This is a genomic window from Ginsengibacter hankyongi, assembly GCF_008710285.1.
Classification (GTDB): Bacteria; Bacteroidota; Bacteroidia; order Chitinophagales; family Chitinophagaceae; genus Ginsengibacter; species Ginsengibacter hankyongi.
On the sequence record NZ_VYQF01000001.1, the window covers coordinates 2209668 to 2227350 of the forward strand.

Consider the following 17683-nt stretch of genomic DNA (forward strand, 5'->3'; position numbering starts at 1 on the left):
ATTAAAGACATATTTTATGAATGCAAAGGAAAATATAAAAGAAAAATTTAAACAATTTAAGCCGACAAGCTGGGCCATCAGTAATAAAACTTCTATTTACCTGGTGATACTTTTTGTGTCGCTGGCAGGTATTTTCCAGTTTGTTACTTTACCCAAAGAACAGTTTCCTGATATTGTAATTCCAACAATCTATATACAAACAACTTATGTAGGTAATTCTCCAAAAGATATTGAAAACCTGGTAACACGCCCAATTGAAAAGCAATTAAAAGGAATAACAGGAGCTAAAATAAATAAGATAACCAGTACCTCCATACAGGATTTCTCCGCGATAATTGTTGAATTCAGCACCGACGTTAAAACCGAAGTAGCGCTTCAAAAAACAAAGGATGCAGTAGATAAAGCAAAAATAGATTTGCCTACGGACCTAACTGCCGAACCTAATGTGCAGGAAGTAAGTTTTAGCGAACAACCCATCATGTTTGTAAACCTTAGTGGCGATTACAACATGATAAGCCTTAAGAAATTTGCAGATGATGCAAAGGATAAATTGGAAGAACTTCCTGAGTTAACCCGTGTGGATATTGTTGGTGCACCGGAAAGGGAATTCCAGATAAATGTTGACAATTTTAAAATGCAAAATGCGGGTATCACTTTCGATGATATCGCTAATGCAGTTCAGCGTGAGAATGTTGATATATCAGGCGGTTTGTTGGATGTTGGCAATATGAAACGAACCTTACAAATTAAAGGTCAGTTTAAAACTGCTTATGACATTGAAAAAATAATTATCCGCAATACTAACGGTGCTCCCATTTATTTAAAAGACATTGCCAATATAAAAGATACCGTGAAGACGAGCGAAAGTTATGCACGACTGAATGGTAAAAATGTTGTAACGCTTAATATAATAAAACGTGCCGGTGAAAACTTAATTCAAACATCAGACGATGTAAAGAAAACTGTAGAGGAAATGAAGGGTAACATATTGCCTTCCAATTTAAATATTGTTATTACCGGCGATCAAAGTCGTGCAACAAGAACTTCGTTTAACGATCTTGTAAATTCAATTGTAATCGGATTTGTTTTGGTGCTCCTGATTCTTATGTTCTTTATGGGTGTTACCAATGCATTTTTTGTTGCACTCTCGGTTCCGTTATCCATGTTTGTTGCATTTTTATTTTTACCGGCGGCAGATATAATTGTTGGCTCACATGTTACTTTAAATTTTATTGTCCTTTTTGCCTTGCTTTTTGGGCTGGGAATTATTGTGGACGATGCAATTGTTGTTATTGAAAATACACATCGAATTTTTGTGGAAAATAAAGGGCAGCTTTCGTCAGTTAAATCAGCGAAGATGGCTGCAGGAGAGGTTTTCATACCGGTACTTGCAGGCACGCTTACCACGCTTGCACCTTTTTTTCCTTTACTTTTCTGGCCGGGGATTATTGGTAAGTTTATGATATACCTGCCCACGATGCTCATTTTTACATTAACTGCTTCGTTGATAGTGGCATTTATTATGAACCCAGTATTCGCGGTTGATTTTATGAATCATCCCGATCATGAAGGAGTAAGAAGAAAATCAACGATTTTTAAAAGCCCCGCATTTTTGGTTCCATTGATAGTAGGAATTCTTTTTGATTTAGCTCATGTAACTTTCTTAGGCAACCTGCTCATATTTTTTGCTTTGTTGGTTGTATTAAACAGGTATGTGTTTGATGGATTAATTCATAAGTTTCAAAACAACGCCTTGCCGGCAATCATGTACCGTTATGAAACATTATTAAAATGGGCGCTAAAAGGATGGCGGCCTGTCTGGTTGCTGATAGGCACTTTCGGCTTACTTATTTTTTCATTTGTTTTATTTCAATTAAGAAAAGTACCGGTTGTGTTTTTCCCAAAAGGCGATCCTAATTTTATTTATGTTTATTTGAAAATGCCCGTGGGTACCAGTGTTGATTATACGGATTCTGTTACCAATGAATTAGAGAAAAGAGTAACCCGTGTATTAGATGGGCCTGATGGTAAGCCGAACCCGATCGTTGAAAGTATTATTTCAAATGTTGCAGTTGGCGCATCCGATCCCAGCAGCGGCGACCGCAGCACAAGGCCAAACCTTGGGAGGGTGCAGGTTTCCTTCGTTGAATATCAAAATAGAAATGGAGTGGCAACTGCGCCTTATCTTGATTCTATAAGAAACGCCGTAAGGGGAATCCCAGGCGCTGAAATTTCGGTAGCCCAGGAATCGGGCGGTCCCCCAACAGATCCGCCTATAAATATCGAGGTTGCCAGTGAAAATTTTGAGAACCTTACCAGTACCGCCAAAGCATTAAAGAATTATTTGGACAGCCTGCAAATACCGGGTGTTGAAGAATTAAAACTGGATGTTGATTTAACCAATCCTGAAATAACGCTTTCAATAAACAGGGAACGTGCACAAATAGAAGGGGTTTCAACAGCACAAATTGGCCAACAAATCCGTACTGCTTTATTTGGAAGAGAAGCCTCAAAAATAAAAGACGGTGAAGATGAATATAAAATACAAATACGTAATAATGAGTTGCAACGCAACAGCCTTTCTGAATTGTTGAATATGAAAATTGTATTCCGAGACCAGGCTGCGCAGGGTGCAATAAAGCAAATCCCCATCAGTTCTTTGGTAGATGTGGATTACACCAGCACGTACGGCAGCATTAAACGAAAAAATGTAAAACGCGTTATTACTTTATTTTCGAATGTGCTTTCGGGTTATACACCTACTGAAGTAAATACGAGAATAAAAACGGCTATTGATAATTTTAATAAAAAGGCACCGGGAGTTACTATTACGCAAACCGGTGAAGGTGCTCAACAGGCGGAAACTGCCTCGTTCCTGGAAAAAGCGCTGATGATTGCGTTAATGCTTATACTATTCATACTGGTGCTTCAGTTTAATTCGGTAAGTAAATCTGTAATTATTCTTACTGAAATAGTTTTTAGTGTGATAGGGGTATTACTGGGCTTTGCTATAACCGGCATGGAGGTTTCCATTGTAATGACGGGTATTGGTATTGTAGGTCTTGCTGGTATCGTGGTGAAAAATGGGATTTTGGTTATCGAATTTGCTGATGAACTAAGAAGTCGTGGAATGAAAACACGGGAGGCTGTTATACGAGCAGGTAAAACAAGAATAATTCCTGTAATGCTTACAGCCTTGGCGGCAATACTTGCATTAATGCCGCTGGCCGTTGGGTTCAATATTAATTTCGTTACCATGTTTGCAGATCTCAATCCGCACATTTTCTTTGGAGGTGACAGTGTTGTTTTCTGGAAGCCGCTTTCATGGACAATTATTTTCGGTCTCGCTTTCGCGTTTTTCATGACGCTCATAATTGTGCCAAGTATGTATTTAATTGCTGAAAGATTACGGCGCCCGATGCGCAGGCAGTACGGTGGTAAATGGATTTCTATGTTGGGTATTCCACCGTTAACAATTTTATTTATGGTATTAATGGTTATTACCATGTTCATTCATCGTGCGCAGGCAGCAAGAAGAAAAAGGAAGATGGGTAATAAGTTTGATGAAAGATGGACCGGTAGCTGGTTCTAAGATTTGTAAACATTAAATTTTATAAACCTGCAGGCAAATTGGCTGCAGGTTTTTTTATTTAAAATAGTCAATGTGGGGCAATAATTGATAAAGTGCGTCCTTGGGAATCAAGCCACTTCATTCTACGGTTAAACATGGCTGTTATAAAGCAGGTCTAATTATTTGTCATCAGGTTTTTCTTCCTCCTTATTATCAAATGTTTCTTCAATTTTATGCATTAAAGAAGAAAAAGGTCCTTCCATATTTTCCTGGGGATCAGTTGAATGGGTAGTTCCCGGATCAGACTGTTCCTGCTTTTGCACTTCTTTGTTATTTTCTTTTTCGCTTTTTTCTTTTTCGTTAATCATAGTGACGTGTTTTAATGTGATAAAATAGGATAACAAATTAATTAAATGATGGTTCAGTTTAAAATAACACTCTTTTATGCGATTAATATTATCAGTTTTTCGTGTATGCGGCTATTGATCTTTGCTTTACACGTTGAAATAACTGCTTAACTATAAGGTAATATCACCTTTGGGCATCACTAAATTTTTAATTAAAAACCCTTTGCTGTAAAGGGTTTGCAAGGATTGACTACTCTTTTAAGATGAAGAATAATTATGTAAGTTGATTTGCAGACGGATTTACGTCGTGTTACTTTTACACCATGATTGTTTGAGTGAAGAGAAAAAATTTAATCTTTTAATCTAAAATTTCACTTTATGAAACAGACAATCAAATCAACAAAAATGATCACAATGGGTTTATTTGCCCTTTGTACAATGGGTTTAACCAATGCAACTTTTGCAGGTACTAAAACTGATAACCCCGCCGAATTAAAATTCATTGGTAAAGTGAAAAATCATCCTGTATTTCAACTGAGCCTGAACAACAACACAGATGAAGTGTATTACGTAAACATTAAGGACGCAAACTATAATGTTTTATACTCAGAGAAAATAAAAGGTGCAAACCTCTCCAGGCAATATCAACTTGATATTGATGAATCAGAATTAAGTGCCCCGGATTTTGGCGTAAGAATCGAAGTAACTTCTGCAAAAACTCACAAAAAGCAGGTTTACAAAATAAGCGCACAGACTAATGTGACTGAAGATATCATTGTAGCAAAATTATAAGCTGTTCACCGAAAATTAAATCCCTATTAAAACAATAAAAGGCTTGCCTGTTAATTCGGGCAGGTCTTTTATTTTTAGATATTGACTTATAGTAAAAAAAATTTTGTTAATAATAAATAATGGTTATTTTCACACTCTCAAAAAAAAACAGGGCCTCCTGTAGAAACAAGACGGCCTTTACGATTGCTTGATATGAGATTCTTTAATTGTCTGTTTTGTGCTGATATCACAGCTTACAATAAGAAGAAAACGGATTAAAAGCCTGCCACAATAGATCCATTTATTTTTTTAACCCTTTTTATTGGACAAACTTACGTTGTGCTAAAAAAACGAACCAATCAATCTATTGGCGATTCTATCATCGCAGAAGGAATTGTTGATTTAAAAATCCCTTTATTATCTTGCATTTCAGCATAAATTCTCAATGATGCCCAATCTTTTTTCTGATACGTTATTTCAATTGGTTCATTCCCTGGAAAAGTCTGAAAAAAGACATTTTAAGCTTTATATAAAAAGAAGTTCTGCCAAAGAAGACCTGAAAATAATTCGCCTGTTTGATGCTTTGGATAAACTTAGCGAATACGACGAAAGGCAGCTTCTTAAAACACTTAGCGATATTACCAAGCCACAGTTATCTAATTTAAAAACCCATTTATACAAGCAATTACTGGCTAGCTTACGCTTATTAAAAACAAATGACAATATTGACCTGAAGCTGAGTGAGCACCTCGATAATGCAAGGCTACTTTATAATAAGGGGCTTAAAATACAAAGCCTACACATTCTTGAAAAAGCAAAAGAACTTGCCAGAACAAATCAAAAAATGAATTTCCTGGTACAGGTTATTTCACTGGAAAAAAAAATTGAAACCCTGCATATAACAAGAAGCTCATTAGAAAAAACAGAAAGGCTTGCCGAAGAAGCGCTTGATATAAGCGGGCATATAGATCGGGTTACACGATTGTCTAACCTTGCTTTGTTATTGTACAGATGGTATGTGAAAAACGGGCATGCACGCAACGAACAGGATGAGCAAGGCATTCGGGAATTTTTTGCCCAATCTTTGCCGGCAGATCCTAACGCAATTAATGGTTTTTATGAGAAGTTGTATTTATACCAAAGCTATTGCTGGTATGCCTTTATAAGGCAGGACTTTTTGATGTATTACCGGTATAGCCAAAAATGGATCGATCTTTTTCGGGAAAACGAAGTGATGATTGCTGTAGAGACAGGCCATTATATTAAAGGCATGCACAATCTATTAAATGCACATTTCGATCTTAGAAATTTTGCAAAATTTGAAATTACATTAAAGCAATTTGAAGTTTTTGCGGGCACGCAAGTAGCTAATCAGCACGATAATTTCCGCACACATACTTCCATTTATATTAATAGTGCAAGGCTTAATAAATATTTAATGCTGGGAGATTTTAAAGAAGGATTAAAGATCGTACCGGAAATTGTAGAAAAATTAAATGAATATGTTTTGTTTGTTGACAGTCACCGGATCCTTGTATTCAATTATAAAATTGCTACGTTGTATTTTGGCTCGGGCGATTACGCCACGGCGATAGATTTTTTGCATAAATTAATAAATGATACTCATTCGGGTCTGCGAAACGATTTACAGTGTTATTCAAGATTGATGCACCTTCTTTGCCATTATGAATTAGGGAATGATGAAATTTTGGATTCGTTAATTAAATCGGTTTACAGGTTTATGGCACGGATGAAAAACCTTACTGTTGTTGAAGAGGAGATATTTACATTTTTACGACACTCAACTAAAGTGAGGCCAAAGGAATTAATTACTGAACTAAAACAATTCCTGGAAAAAATTAAACACCTGGAAAAAAATCGTTTTGAAACTAGGTCATTTGCTTATCTCGATATTATTTCATGGGTTGAAAGCAAAGTTTATGAAAAACCTATGAGCGAAATAATAAAGAACAAATACTTAAAGAGCAAGCATCGATAGAATTTTTAGCTTGAAATTTAATTCCTTAAATGCGGCCCTGCAGCAGTGGAAAATAGTGAAGGTGTTCAGGATACAACCTGTGTCGGCGTGTAACCCGGATAAGTGATGATGAATGATCGGGAAAGAGTTATTGATATTGATTGTAAGCAACCATAACTTTTGGACTGTATTTTATCTCTCAAAATCTGATTATATTTAGTGATCTGTTTATTTTCCTACCTAAAATCACACTGTATTATGAAACAGGTTATGGTTTTTATGGCAGCTCTTTGTATGCTGGCATGTAATCCTGGTACTTCCACTAAAACAACCACTTCCATAAATAAAGACAGGCTTGCCAAAGCCTACCGGCAGGATAAGAATGGCTGGATCTTCCTGCACCTTGAAGGCTCACCGGCTAACATCGGATATCAGCACGGCTACCTCGCTGCTGATGAAATTGATACAACCATTCAAACGGTGGCTTATACATTGGCACATGAAACCGCCCATGACTGGAGTTTTTACCGGCAGGCAGCAAAGAATTTTTTGTGGGATAAACTGGACCCGGAATATAAAGATGAAATTAATGGTATAGTGGACGGATTGAAAGCGAAGAATAAACAATACGATAGTTTGGATATCACGGCTTTTAACGCCATGGAAGAACTGGCCTATTATTATGTGCCTTCGTTAGCGAACGCACTGAAGCCACACAGCGCGGATAATAAAGCACCCGGCAACTGCAGTGCCTTTATTGCCACCGGAAGTTTTACCAAAAATGGTAAAATAGTGATGGGGCATAATAACTGGACCAGTTACATTATCGGCCAGCACTGGAATGAAATAGCAGATATTGCGCCTGAGAAAGGGCATCATATTATCATGGATTGCATACCCGGTTATATACACAGCGGGGATGATTTTTTGGAAACAGATGCGGGTATTTTAATTACAGAGACTACTATTACCCAGTTCAACCTGTTTGACTCCACCGGTATTCCTGAGTTTATGCGGGCAAGAAAAGCTGCCCAATATGCTAACAGCATTGATGATGTAGTGAAGATATTTACCACGGGCAACAATGGCGGTTATGCGAACGACTGGCTCATAGGAGATACCAAAACAAATGAAGTGGCCAAACTGGAACTGGGTCTCAAAGATTACCGTATATGGAGAAGTAAGGATACTGCCATTATCGGCAGCAACTTCCCCAGTGATCCAAAGCTGATCAAAGAAGAAACCACTTTTAATGTGAATGATAAAACCACTTCACCCAATGCCCGGAAGTTAAGAATGGAAAAATTGGTATGCCTGGATATGAAAGGGAAGATAGACGCAGAGACTGGCAAACAGATTGAAGCCGATCATTATGATGCACTCGATAATAAGAATGCTAATAACCGCTGTGTGATATGCGGGCATATTGATGAAGACCCTCTTGGTTGTAAAGAGTGGGATGAGCCAGCTTATTATCCTATGGGTGCTGTACAGGGTAAGATCACTACTTCCGACCTGGCAGCTAAGATGGAATTCTGGGCACATATGGGGCATCCCTGCGGAGAAGATTTTAAAGGTGAACCTTTTTTTGAAGCACATCCGCAATATGCGTGGATGTCTAAATATCTCACCGATATGAAATCATATCCCTGGACTTTGTTTGCGGCAAAAAGCAATTAGTAAAATGTCGGTCTTGGAAGTTGAAGATGTACTGAATTCGCTCTGTGCAATCATATATTTTCCACGGCCATTTGCGGTAAATACCCTGCGCTGAAAGTATTTACAACAGACCGTGGGGTAAGAACCGTAACTACCTGGTTGGTGGGTAAAGCTCTCTTGCCATCGTACCCAAAAGCAGTCCAGTGATGCAGGTAATTGCCGGCAATAAGCCAGGGTTGTTCATCCATAAAAACAAAAGAGCCGGCGGGCACGTTATCAATATTATCAAGATAGGTTACTTTGTTGCCTGCGTGATTGATGCGTTCATTATGGAGGATGGCATCGATTTCTTTTACCGTAGTTTTTTCTGTAAACCCATACGCTGCGTTGCCTTTTAGCCAGTACATTTTAAAGCGAATATGATCCTGTCTGCGCGGCATTCAAAGCAAGGCCGGTGGCCGGCGGCAAAAGCCGTAACCTCATCCAGGAAAAAAAGTTCGGTATATAATCCGGGCGACATAACTTTTCTATGTCTTTCCTTAAACCGGAGCACGCAGGTAAGCCATGCCTTCAACTTAAAAGGCCGCTGAATATCATTTGTATGATCGTGTAACTGCCCGCGGTTGCCCATCCACGAGCCACGTGCAGTGGTGGTGATAATATTACCGCAGGGATCAACCCGGTTTTGCATGCTGTTTATTACAATATTAAGTTACGATAATACAGTTGTAATACAAATCTTATATGGGCTGCCGTCGACCTTTTTTTGAGCTAAACATTTTAAATTCCGTTTGAAACACTCTTTGCATATATCTTATTTGTGCTATTGAGAGGCAAAATAATACTATCAATTTTTTAACAGTCTGTTACCAAAAAGCAGCAACATGCTTGTAAACTTAACCAGGCGGTTTCCATCTAATTAATCAACTAATTTTTAAAAAGATCAACAACCAATTTATGAAAAAGATGAATTTATTTTTGGTGGCTTTGGCAGTAGCGCTGGGGTTAGCCGTTAGCGGGTGTTATTATGAAAGAGAATATGAACGCCCTAATTATCGCCATCGCTATCACCACGATGATCATCATCGAGACCATGATCGTAATTACGATCACCGTGATTATGACCGTGATTAGTAACGGATCCTTGGAAATTTACAGGTACTGCTGTAATTATTGATTACGGCAGTTTTTTAGGATAATGTATAATTGCTTACTTACCTAACGATGAGGTGTACACGCAGAGGTGGTAGTGAAGAATATCGGAATTTCACTCAGTACGAAGGGACTTTACGGGGTTACTCAACGCTGCCTTAATACTTTGATAACTTACGGTAAGCAACGCGATAATAATGGTTACTATTCCGGCTATTGCAAACATCCACCACTCAATATGAATCTTGTAGGCAAAGTTTTGCAGCCAGTTGTTCATGGCCCACCATGCGACAGGGAAAGCTACGAGTATGGCCATTCCAACAAGTTCTAAAAAATTTCCTGAAAACATAGTGACGATATTGGTAACCGATGCACCCAATACTTTACGTACACCAATTTCTTTGGTACGTTGTGCAGCTACAAAGGTGGCCAGGCCAAACAGGCCAAGGCAAGATATTAAAATAGCAAGGGAAGCAAAGTAATCGGAAAGCTTACTCATCACCTGTTCGCTTTTATAAAGATTTGCTAACTCGAGGTTAGAGAACTGGTAAGTAAATGGAAATTTAGGATTCAATTTTTTGCAGATATTCTGCAATCCTGCTATGGCATCTTTCGCTTTGCCTGCCCGGGTGCGCACTAAGATAGTTCCCCAGGGCCATTTTTCGTCCAGCCTTACAATCAACGGATCAATGGGATCGTGCAGGGAACTGAAATGAAAATCTTTTATAACACCGATAATAGTGCCGGGATGATTTCCCCAGGTAACTTGTTTACCAACGGGATTTGTATAGCCAATTTTATCCACGGCAGTTTCATTTAAAATATAGCTGGCTGAGTCAGCATAGTCTTTGGAAAAATCTCGGCCATCTTTTAATTGCAGCTTCATGGTCTTTACAAAATCATAGCCCACCACGCCATCCGCAAATGATACATTACTGTTTGGGTCTTTACCCGGCCAACTGATGCTGTTGGTGTGATGCTCAATAATTGTTGGTGAATTTCTCATCTTCGAAATATCCACAATGGAAGGCATCTGATTTGCTTCCTCTTTGAAAACTTCATACTTGTTGATCAACTCGCCTTCAATAGGAATATAGATAAGATTTTCCCTGTCGTAGCCGAGGTTTTTATTTTGAATAAAATTCATTTGGCGGTAGATCACTATCATACCCACTATAAGAATGATGGACAGTGCAAACTGGAAAACCACCATACCCTGTCTGAAGAAAGTGGCGGCATGGCTAAACTTTAGCGTGCCTTTCAATACCCTTACCGGTTTTAATGAAGAGAGGAAAAATGCCGGATAGCTTCCTGCCGCAAGGCCAGTAACAACAAGCAAGCTAACCGAGGCCATCCAAAAAGCAGGCTGACTAACGGGAAGCACTAAGTGCTTTCCTGCGAGACCGTTGAACGCCGGCAACAACAAAGTTGTTGCAGTAATTGCAATGATCACAGAAAGTAACGTGAGTAACATTGCTTCACCAATAAACTGCCCCACTAATGAAGAACGGCTTGCACCAACCACTTTTCGAAGGCCCACTTCTTTCGCCCGTTTTGACGCCCTTGCAGTGGCAAGGTTCATAAAGTTGATACAGGCTATAAGCATTATAAAAATTGCCACCAGCGTAAAGAGCTTTACATATTCTATACGTCCGCCATCAACCTTTCCATTGCTGAAATTGGAATGCAGGTATTTCTCCGGGAAGGGCTGCAGTGCCAGCTCCATTGTCACGGCCGGGTCTTTGTCGGCATAGCAGTAGAGAAAATCTTTGATCTTTGCCTGCACGGCTGCAGGGTTAGCATCGGTACGCAATTGAACAAAAGTTTCCGGGCTCGTGTTGCCCCAGTTGTGTACCCAGTTATTTTGCTTTACATAATCTATCCAGCTTCTTATAAAATCAAATTGCTGTGAAGAGTTGGCAGGAATATTTTCAAACACCCCGGTTACCTGCAGGTCTTCTTTATTTTCGAAATGTATCGTTTTACCGATAGCATTAGCGGGGCTTCCAAAAAAAATGTTCGCCATGTTGCGGGAGATGGCGATGCTATTCGGCGCATTTAAAAGCGATGCTGCATTGCCTTGTAAAAGCTTATAGCTGAACATGCGAAAAAAATCAAGGCCGGCGAACTTGCCGGAGTTTTTATTTACTTTATTGTTTGCCTCGAAGGTGCTTTGTGTGCCTGGTGCAGCGGCATAGTCTGTAGCAGCTGTATATTCAATTTCAGGAATCACTTTTTTCAATTCATCTGCCAGCAGTCCTTGCGTGGGATAACTAGCATCGGGTTTACCATTAGATATCCATCGCTCGTATACCTGGTATAATTGCTTACCATTTTTATGAAAACCGTCCACGCTCCTTTCGTCCTTTATCCAAAGAATGATAAGCATACTGCAGGTAAGGCCCAGTGATAATCCCAGTATGTTGATTGCGGAGAACGCTTTGTTTCGAACGAGATTGCGCCACGCGACTTTGAGATAGTTTTTAATCACGAAGTATTATTTTAAATGATACAGCATTTTACATCTGCATTGAACATCTAAAACCTTGCCGCAGCCTGAAACTATTGTTTATGAGTAATGTATGAGTTATGTCTGAGTCGGAAGTGTTCGTTTTTGATACGGAAGTGTGCGGATACGAATAGATCCATTACACAATATTCCAACATAAATCGTAGGGTAGAACTCGGGAGCGATTTATAAAATTTGCCTGCGCGGACTGCAAAATTAGGTAATTCGTGAAGATTGCTATTCGTATTTGTACGATAGTTTAAGTAAATTCAATAGATGAATAATAAAGCGGTAGTGCTCTTGTGCAGGGTGTGTAGCCGGCATATCTTTGTACCAGAAGTTGATTGATGTTTAAGAACATTAATCAAAAATCCAAATCCTTAGAAAGTACCCTTATCCAATTATCCCGTAGAAAAATTATTAAAATCTGATATCAGTCAACTTCTTTTTTCTTTATCCGATACCTTAGATTAACAATAACACAAAGAAAACACCCGCAAAAACATCCAATTATCCTGTCGTAAATACCATCACCCTGGAATTTAAATAATTGAGCCTGCAGTAATGCGGGCTTTTTTGTACATCAGGCCGAAAGGTCTTTTTAGAAGTTATGTGGAAAGCATAAAGTACTTACACACTTACAACTAATCTTTGCTGTTTTACAAGTGGTAACTGACAATATGGAACGCGGCTCGTTAATTGTAGTAGTGTCTGTATTATTTAATTTACCCGCTTAAGTTTTTGCCGGTTTCGGCTAAACCACTCACTACATTCATTAACAAATACAAAATACAATGAAAAAGATTTTTCTTTTACCGGTGCTGCTGTTCATTATGGCAGGCATACCTGCCTTTTCACAAACCTATAAAACTGCTGCAGATACTCCTGCACTTAATAAAGAATACGCAAAGGTGAGCAGTAATATTGCGGACCTTACTGCCCGACTCGCCAAGGCCCAAAATGATTTAGCCGGATATACCCGCAAATCAGATAAAGCCAGTGCAGATGCCCAAAGCACCGCTATGGCAACTACTGATAAGGCGTCGCATGCTACAAACGGAAGTGTAAGAGATGCCAGGAGGGCAAAGAAAGAAGCAAGACGATCAGTAAAAGATGCAAAAGACTCCAGGAAGGCCAATAATAATCTTGATGATCAAAATAAAATGATAAGTAAGCTGAACGAAGATTTGACAAAAAGTCAAAATCGCTTAAAGGAACTGGAAGCAATGCGTGCCGCCTTAAACAGCCAGCCCAAATAACTGTACTAATTCTCCTTAAGAATATACGTAGTTTTTAACATCCGGCTATTCGTATTTATACTATCATTTAGGTAAATTCAGTAGATGAATAATTAAGCAGTAGTGCTCTTGCGCAGGGTGTGTAGCCGGCCTATCTTTGTACCAGAAGTTGATTGATGTTTAAGAACATTAATCAAAAAATCCAAATCCTTAGAAAGTATCTTTATCCAATTATCCAGTAGAAAAATTATTAAAATCTGATATCAGTCAACTTCTTTTTTTTCTTTATCCGATACCTTAGATTACCAATAACCCAAAAAAACACCCGCAAAACATCCAATTATCCTGTCGTAAATACCATCACCCTGGAATTTAAATAATTGAGCCTGCAGTAATGCGGGCTTTTTTAATTTCATCCTGCTCCAATTGGCAAATGATTATGCAGAATCGATTATTAAAGCCGATTGCACCAGGAACTATTTATGGTTAATAGAACAGCTTTATTGAATAAGCAAAGCAAAACAATTGCTGGAAATATTATTAACGATTCACAATACGGCATAAAAAAAAATTCATCCTGTAAATGCCCGGTTATTTATAAGAAGGAACATTAAAATACTAATTTATTCCTGTTCCTTCGCGCCCTTTAAAAAAACAGGCACAGTTTTTTCACAGAATATGTAAAAAGATGTATGAGCCAGGCATTTGTAAAAGAAAGTGAAGAGCAGTGGTTGCATGAAGTGCCACCCACCTTGCATGCGTTGATAGTGTATTTAACAAGAGAAAATAATGGAGTAAGAGTGTACCAACTGATGAATTTTATGGATCGTAAAAACGGTAAAGAGGTTCATGTAATGAGCAATGGCTTATCGTATAGTAAAGACAACGAAGGTAAATGGCTTGTAGTGTAAAAATGCATCTTCCCGTTAACGTATTTATACATGTATTTTTACGATGCTGGCAGTAATTTCAACAGGAGATAAATTAAGCACTACTGCTCTTGCCCGGCCATGCCGGCGTGTATATCTTTGTTCCAGAAGTTGATTGATGTTCAACAAACATTAATCAAAAATCCAAATCCTTAGAAAAGAGCCCGTTTTTACCGAATCCATGAAAACCAATAAATCCGATATCAGTCAACTTCTTATTTTTTTTATCCAATACCTGTAAGAAACTAAAAGTATCCAAAGAAAACCAGCCAGTAAAATGGCATCCAATTTATCCTGTTAAAAATTTTACCCCTGGAATTAAAATTATTCCATAAAAGCCCCGCCGTTAGCGGGGTTTTTTTATTTTGATGTGCACGTGCCTGCAATATCTTTTTATCACTGTACAAACAAATTTTTTTTACCTTTCATAGCTCTTACATTTGCTCCCCAAAATAAATAAACCTATGGAGCTGAAATACGTACAAAAAATAGCTGAAGAACTCAATCTAACCAACAAACAGGTCAATAGTATTTTTGAACTTCACAGCGAAGGTTCAACTATTCCATTTATTGCCCGTTACCGCAAAGAAGCTACCGGGAACCTGGATGAAGTAGTAGTGGGAAATGTAATTAATCAAATAAAATATTTTAATGATCTTGAAAAACGAAAAGAAACAGTTTTAAAGACGATAGAAGAAGCCGGCAAACTCACCCCGGAACTTAAGAAGCGCATTGGGGATTGTATAAACGCTACCGAACTGGAAGATATCTATCTACCGTATAAGCCTAAACGAAAAACAAGAGCCACCCAGGCTATAGAAAAAGGACTGGAGCCACTGGCTAAATTATTATTTGAACAGCAAAATATAAATGCCGAAGCAGAAGCTGCCGGTTATATAAATGAACAGGTAAAAGATAGTGCCGAAGCACTGCAAGGAGCAAGGGATATAATCGCCGAATGGATTGCGGAGCATGAAGATGCCCGTAATATTGTTCGCAAATTATTTTCGGCAGAAGCGATACTTAGTTCCAGGGTATTAACCGGCAAAAAGGAAGAAACGGAAGCGCAGAAATACCGGGATTATTTCGACTACCGTGAACCGCTAGTGAAGAGCCCTTCCCATAGAATATTGGCTATTCGCCGCGGCGAAAAAGAAGGCTTTCTAATTATGGATATTGATATTGAAAAGGAAACTGCACTGGAGGAGTTGAAACGCAAATTCCTGGCAGCGTCCAATACAGCAGCTCAGCAGGTTGCCTTAGCTATAGAAGATTCTTTTAACCGTCTATTAGAACCTTCCATTGAAACCGAATTTCGCATAGCTGCAAAGGCGAAAGCTGATGAGGAGGCGATAAAAGTATTTGCTGAAAACCTGCGCCAGTTATTGTTGGCTTCCCCGCTGGGCCATAAAAGAATAATGGCAATTGATCCGGGATTTCGCACCGGTTGCAAGGTGGTCTGCCTTGATGAACACGGGGTGTTTTTAAAATACAATACTATTTTTCCACATGCCCCACAAAACGATTATAACGGTGCCGTACAAACGATAAAAGAATTGGTGGCTGAATATAATATTGAAGCCATCGGTTACGGAAACGGAACAGCCAGCAAAGAAACGGAACAGTTGGTCCGGGGCATTGATTTTGGAAAACCGGTTTCTGTTTTTATGGTAAACGAGAGCGGGGCTTCTATTTATTCGGCAAGTGAAGTGGCAAGAGAAGAATTTCCGGATGAAGATGTAACGGTTCGCGGAGCGATAAGTATTGGCCGCCGGTTGCTGGACCCTTTAAGTGAGCTCGTAAAAATTGATGCGAAGAGTATTGGTGTTGGCCAGTACCAGCATGATGTAAATCAAACAAAGTTGAAAGAAGCATTGGATCAGGTGGTGGAAAGCTGTGTAAACTTTGTAGGGGTAGATTTAAATACAGCGAGTAAACATCTATTAACCTACGTATCGGGCCTCAGTGCAACGGTAGCAAAGAATGTGGTGGAGTATCGCACCAGGAATGGGGGTTTCAAGAGCCGTGAAGAATTAAAAAAAGTTTCGATGTTGGGGCCAAAAGCTTTTGAGCAAAGTGCGGGATTTTTGCGGATACCTGGCGCTGCAAATCCGTTAGATAATTCGGCGGTGCACCCCGAAAGTTATCGTGTTGTGGAAGCTATGGCTGCGAAAGTGGATAGCAATGTTCCGGAATTAATACAAAATGCTGCTTTACGAAAAGAGATCAAAGCCAAAGACTTTGTAACTGAAACGATAGGGCAGTTTACTATTGAAGATATTTTAAAAGAACTCCAAAAGCCGGGCCGCGACCCTCGTTCTGCCATTGAAGAATTTCGTTTTGCCGAGGGCGTTAGTACTATGGAAGATTTAAAGCCAGGAATGAAGATACCCGGAATTATTACTAATATTACCAACTTCGGAGCTTTTGTAAATGTGGGCGTAAAGCAGGATGGCCTTGTTCATATCTCTCATTTAAGTAACCGCTTTATTACTGATCCGAATGAGGCAGTGAAGCTCGGCCAAAAAGTTATGGTAACGGTGCTGGATGTAGAAATATCAAGAAAGAGAGTCGCCTTATCAATGAAAGATACCGAAACTGAAACAAAAAGTAAGAAGATTGAGGTACGCCAGCAGAAACCTGTTACTAAGAAGTCTGAACCAATGAATGCCTTCCAGGCTAAGCTGATGGAGTTGAAAAAAAATTTTAAATAAAAACCGGGTAACAACGACGCAAATAGAAATAATTACGATAAGATAAATTTAGAGAATGTTGCCAAAAATGGTTGGTAATATTCTTTAGGAATCAAGCCACTGTTGATTTTGGGGATATTAATCATAAAAGTTTTATGCTTGCATAAAAAGAATGAATAAAAAGCTGTTACACCTGTGGCAGCTTTTCTGTTATTAAATGGGGAGTTAGAGATGGTAAGCAGCGGTATAGATGTAAAGATTGCAGCCAGTTATTTTTTTGGAGGAATGAGCATAAGAAAACAGACAATCGTTTTGTTTGGTTTGAGAAGTGGATAATGGACAGAAGGGTTTACCGTACACTAGCCAGTGAGATGGACAAGAGCAACAGGAGCATCAGCCGCCTGTTCAAAAAATTTCTTGAACAGGCACCCCAAATACCAATCAAAAGTAAAACACAGGTTCATTTGCTCATTGATGGCACTTACCTTCCTAATGGCTTGTGTTTGATTTTGTATTATGATCATGATATACGCTATGTGCAGTTATATAGGACCTCTAGTCAGGAAAAATTCAGAGAAATCTACCAGGACTTAAAAGCACTTAAAGCATTGGGTATTGAAGTATATAGTGTAACCTGCGATGGGCATAAATCTATTTTAAAAGCAGTTGCAAAAGTATATCCCAATGCAGTCATTCAACGATGTGTTGTTCATGTGAAACGCCAGTGCAGGGCTTATCTGAGCAGCAAGCCCAAATTACAGGCAAGTAAAGAATTGCTTTTTATTTCTAATCAGATTACTGGTATAAAAACACAAGAACAATGTTCTTTCTGGTTA

The 17683-nt window shown here is 38.9% G+C and carries 12 protein-coding genes; 8 read left to right on the forward strand and 4 right to left on the reverse strand.

Translation table 11 applies throughout. The features are described from left to right. The first annotated feature begins 16 nt into the window (after window positions 1-16). Window positions 17-3592 carry an efflux RND transporter permease subunit gene (locus tag FW778_RS09430; RefSeq protein ID WP_150414342.1) on the forward strand — a complete coding sequence of 1192 codons (3576 nt, stop codon included), beginning with the start codon at window positions 17-19 and terminating at the stop codon, window positions 3590-3592. Window positions 3593-3750: 158 nt separating this feature from the next. On the opposite strand, the gene FW778_RS09435 is transcribed toward FW778_RS09430, so the two are convergent. Beyond that, the gene (locus FW778_RS09435; protein ID WP_150414343.1) at window positions 3751-3939 is read right to left on the reverse strand and encodes a hypothetical protein; all 189 of its coding nucleotides are present in this window, start codon (window positions 3937-3939) and stop codon (window positions 3751-3753) included. Between the two features lie 357 nt (window positions 3940-4296). Here FW778_RS09435 and FW778_RS09440 point away from each other — a divergent pair, with 357 nt between their 5' ends. The 3 genes from FW778_RS09440 (at window position 4297) to FW778_RS09450 (ending at window position 8347) form a co-directional block, all read left to right on the forward strand. Further along, window positions 4297-4710, forward strand: a complete 414-nt coding sequence (locus FW778_RS09440) for a hypothetical protein (protein ID WP_150414344.1) — start codon at window positions 4297-4299, stop codon at window positions 4708-4710. Window positions 4711-5134: 424 nt separating this feature from the next. Beyond that, a complete protein-coding gene (locus tag FW778_RS09445) occupies window positions 5135-6688 on the forward strand; it encodes a hypothetical protein (protein ID WP_317132375.1) in 1554 nt (517 codons plus the stop codon). A gap of 237 nt (window positions 6689-6925) precedes the next feature. After that, window positions 6926-8347 carry a C45 family autoproteolytic acyltransferase/hydolase gene (locus tag FW778_RS09450; protein ID WP_150414345.1) on the forward strand — a complete coding sequence of 474 codons (1422 nt, stop codon included), beginning with the start codon at window positions 6926-6928 and terminating at the stop codon, window positions 8345-8347. Between the two features lie 50 nt (window positions 8348-8397). Here the strand turns inward: FW778_RS09450 and FW778_RS23430 are convergent, their stop codons facing one another. The 3 genes from FW778_RS23430 to FW778_RS09460 all read right to left on the reverse strand — a co-directional run bounded on the left by FW778_RS23430 (window position 8398) and on the right by FW778_RS09460 (window position 11969). After that, entirely contained in the window at window positions 8398-8733 is a 336-nt protein-coding gene (locus tag FW778_RS23430) for a hypothetical protein (protein WP_235906168.1), read from the reverse strand. Then, on the reverse strand, window positions 8721-9017 hold the full coding sequence (locus FW778_RS23435; protein ID WP_235906169.1) for a hypothetical protein: 297 nt from the start codon (window positions 9015-9017) through the stop codon (window positions 8721-8723). Before FW778_RS23435 ends, FW778_RS23430 begins: the two co-directional genes overlap by 13 nt. 576 nt (window positions 9018-9593) lie before the next feature. Continuing rightward, entirely contained in the window at window positions 9594-11969 is a 2376-nt protein-coding gene (locus FW778_RS09460; protein ID WP_150414346.1) for an ABC transporter permease, read from the reverse strand. Window positions 11970-12781: 812 nt separating this feature from the next. Between FW778_RS09460 and FW778_RS09465 the strand changes: the two genes are divergently transcribed. The 4 genes from FW778_RS09465 to FW778_RS09480 form a co-directional block, all read left to right on the forward strand. After that, window positions 12782-13246 carry a hypothetical protein gene (locus FW778_RS09465; protein ID WP_150414347.1) on the forward strand — a complete coding sequence of 155 codons (465 nt, stop codon included), beginning with the start codon at window positions 12782-12784 and terminating at the stop codon, window positions 13244-13246. A 671-nt stretch (window positions 13247-13917) separates the two neighbouring features. Continuing rightward, window positions 13918-14136 carry a hypothetical protein gene (locus tag FW778_RS09470; protein ID WP_150414348.1) on the forward strand — a complete coding sequence of 73 codons (219 nt, stop codon included), beginning with the start codon at window positions 13918-13920 and terminating at the stop codon, window positions 14134-14136. Window positions 14137-14618: 482 nt separating this feature from the next. Continuing rightward, window positions 14619-16868, forward strand: coding sequence for a Tex family protein (locus FW778_RS09475; RefSeq protein WP_150414349.1), 2250 nt, complete (start codon window positions 14619-14621; stop codon window positions 16866-16868). A gap of 314 nt (window positions 16869-17182) precedes the next feature. Then, window positions 17183-17683 (forward strand): transposase (locus FW778_RS09480; protein WP_150414350.1); only part of this gene is annotated, 501 nt, incomplete at its 3' end.

Coding starts and splice junctions, on each gene's coding strand:
- FW778_RS09435 (WP_150414343.1), bottom strand. CDS start 3,939: ATGATTAACGAAAAAGAAAAAAGCGAAAAAGAAAATAACAAAGAAGTG.
- FW778_RS09470 (WP_150414348.1), top strand. CDS start 13,918: ATGAGCCAGGCATTTGTAAAAGAAAGTGAAGAGCAGTGGTTGCATGAA.
- FW778_RS09475 (WP_150414349.1), top strand. CDS start 14,619: ATGGAGCTGAAATACGTACAAAAAATAGCTGAAGAACTCAATCTAACC.
- FW778_RS09450 (WP_150414345.1), top strand. CDS start 6,926: ATGAAACAGGTTATGGTTTTTATGGCAGCTCTTTGTATGCTGGCATGT.
- FW778_RS09430 (WP_150414342.1), top strand. CDS start 17: ATGAATGCAAAGGAAAATATAAAAGAAAAATTTAAACAATTTAAGCCG.
- FW778_RS23435 (WP_235906169.1), bottom strand. CDS start 9,017: ATGCAAAACCGGGTTGATCCCTGCGGTAATATTATCACCACCACTGCA.
- FW778_RS09465 (WP_150414347.1), top strand. CDS start 12,782: ATGAAAAAGATTTTTCTTTTACCGGTGCTGCTGTTCATTATGGCAGGC.
- FW778_RS23430 (WP_235906168.1), bottom strand. CDS start 8,733: ATGTACTGGCTAAAAGGCAACGCAGCGTATGGGTTTACAGAAAAAACT.
- FW778_RS09445 (WP_317132375.1), top strand. CDS start 5,135: ATGATGCCCAATCTTTTTTCTGATACGTTATTTCAATTGGTTCATTCC.
- FW778_RS09440 (WP_150414344.1), top strand. CDS start 4,297: ATGAAACAGACAATCAAATCAACAAAAATGATCACAATGGGTTTATTT.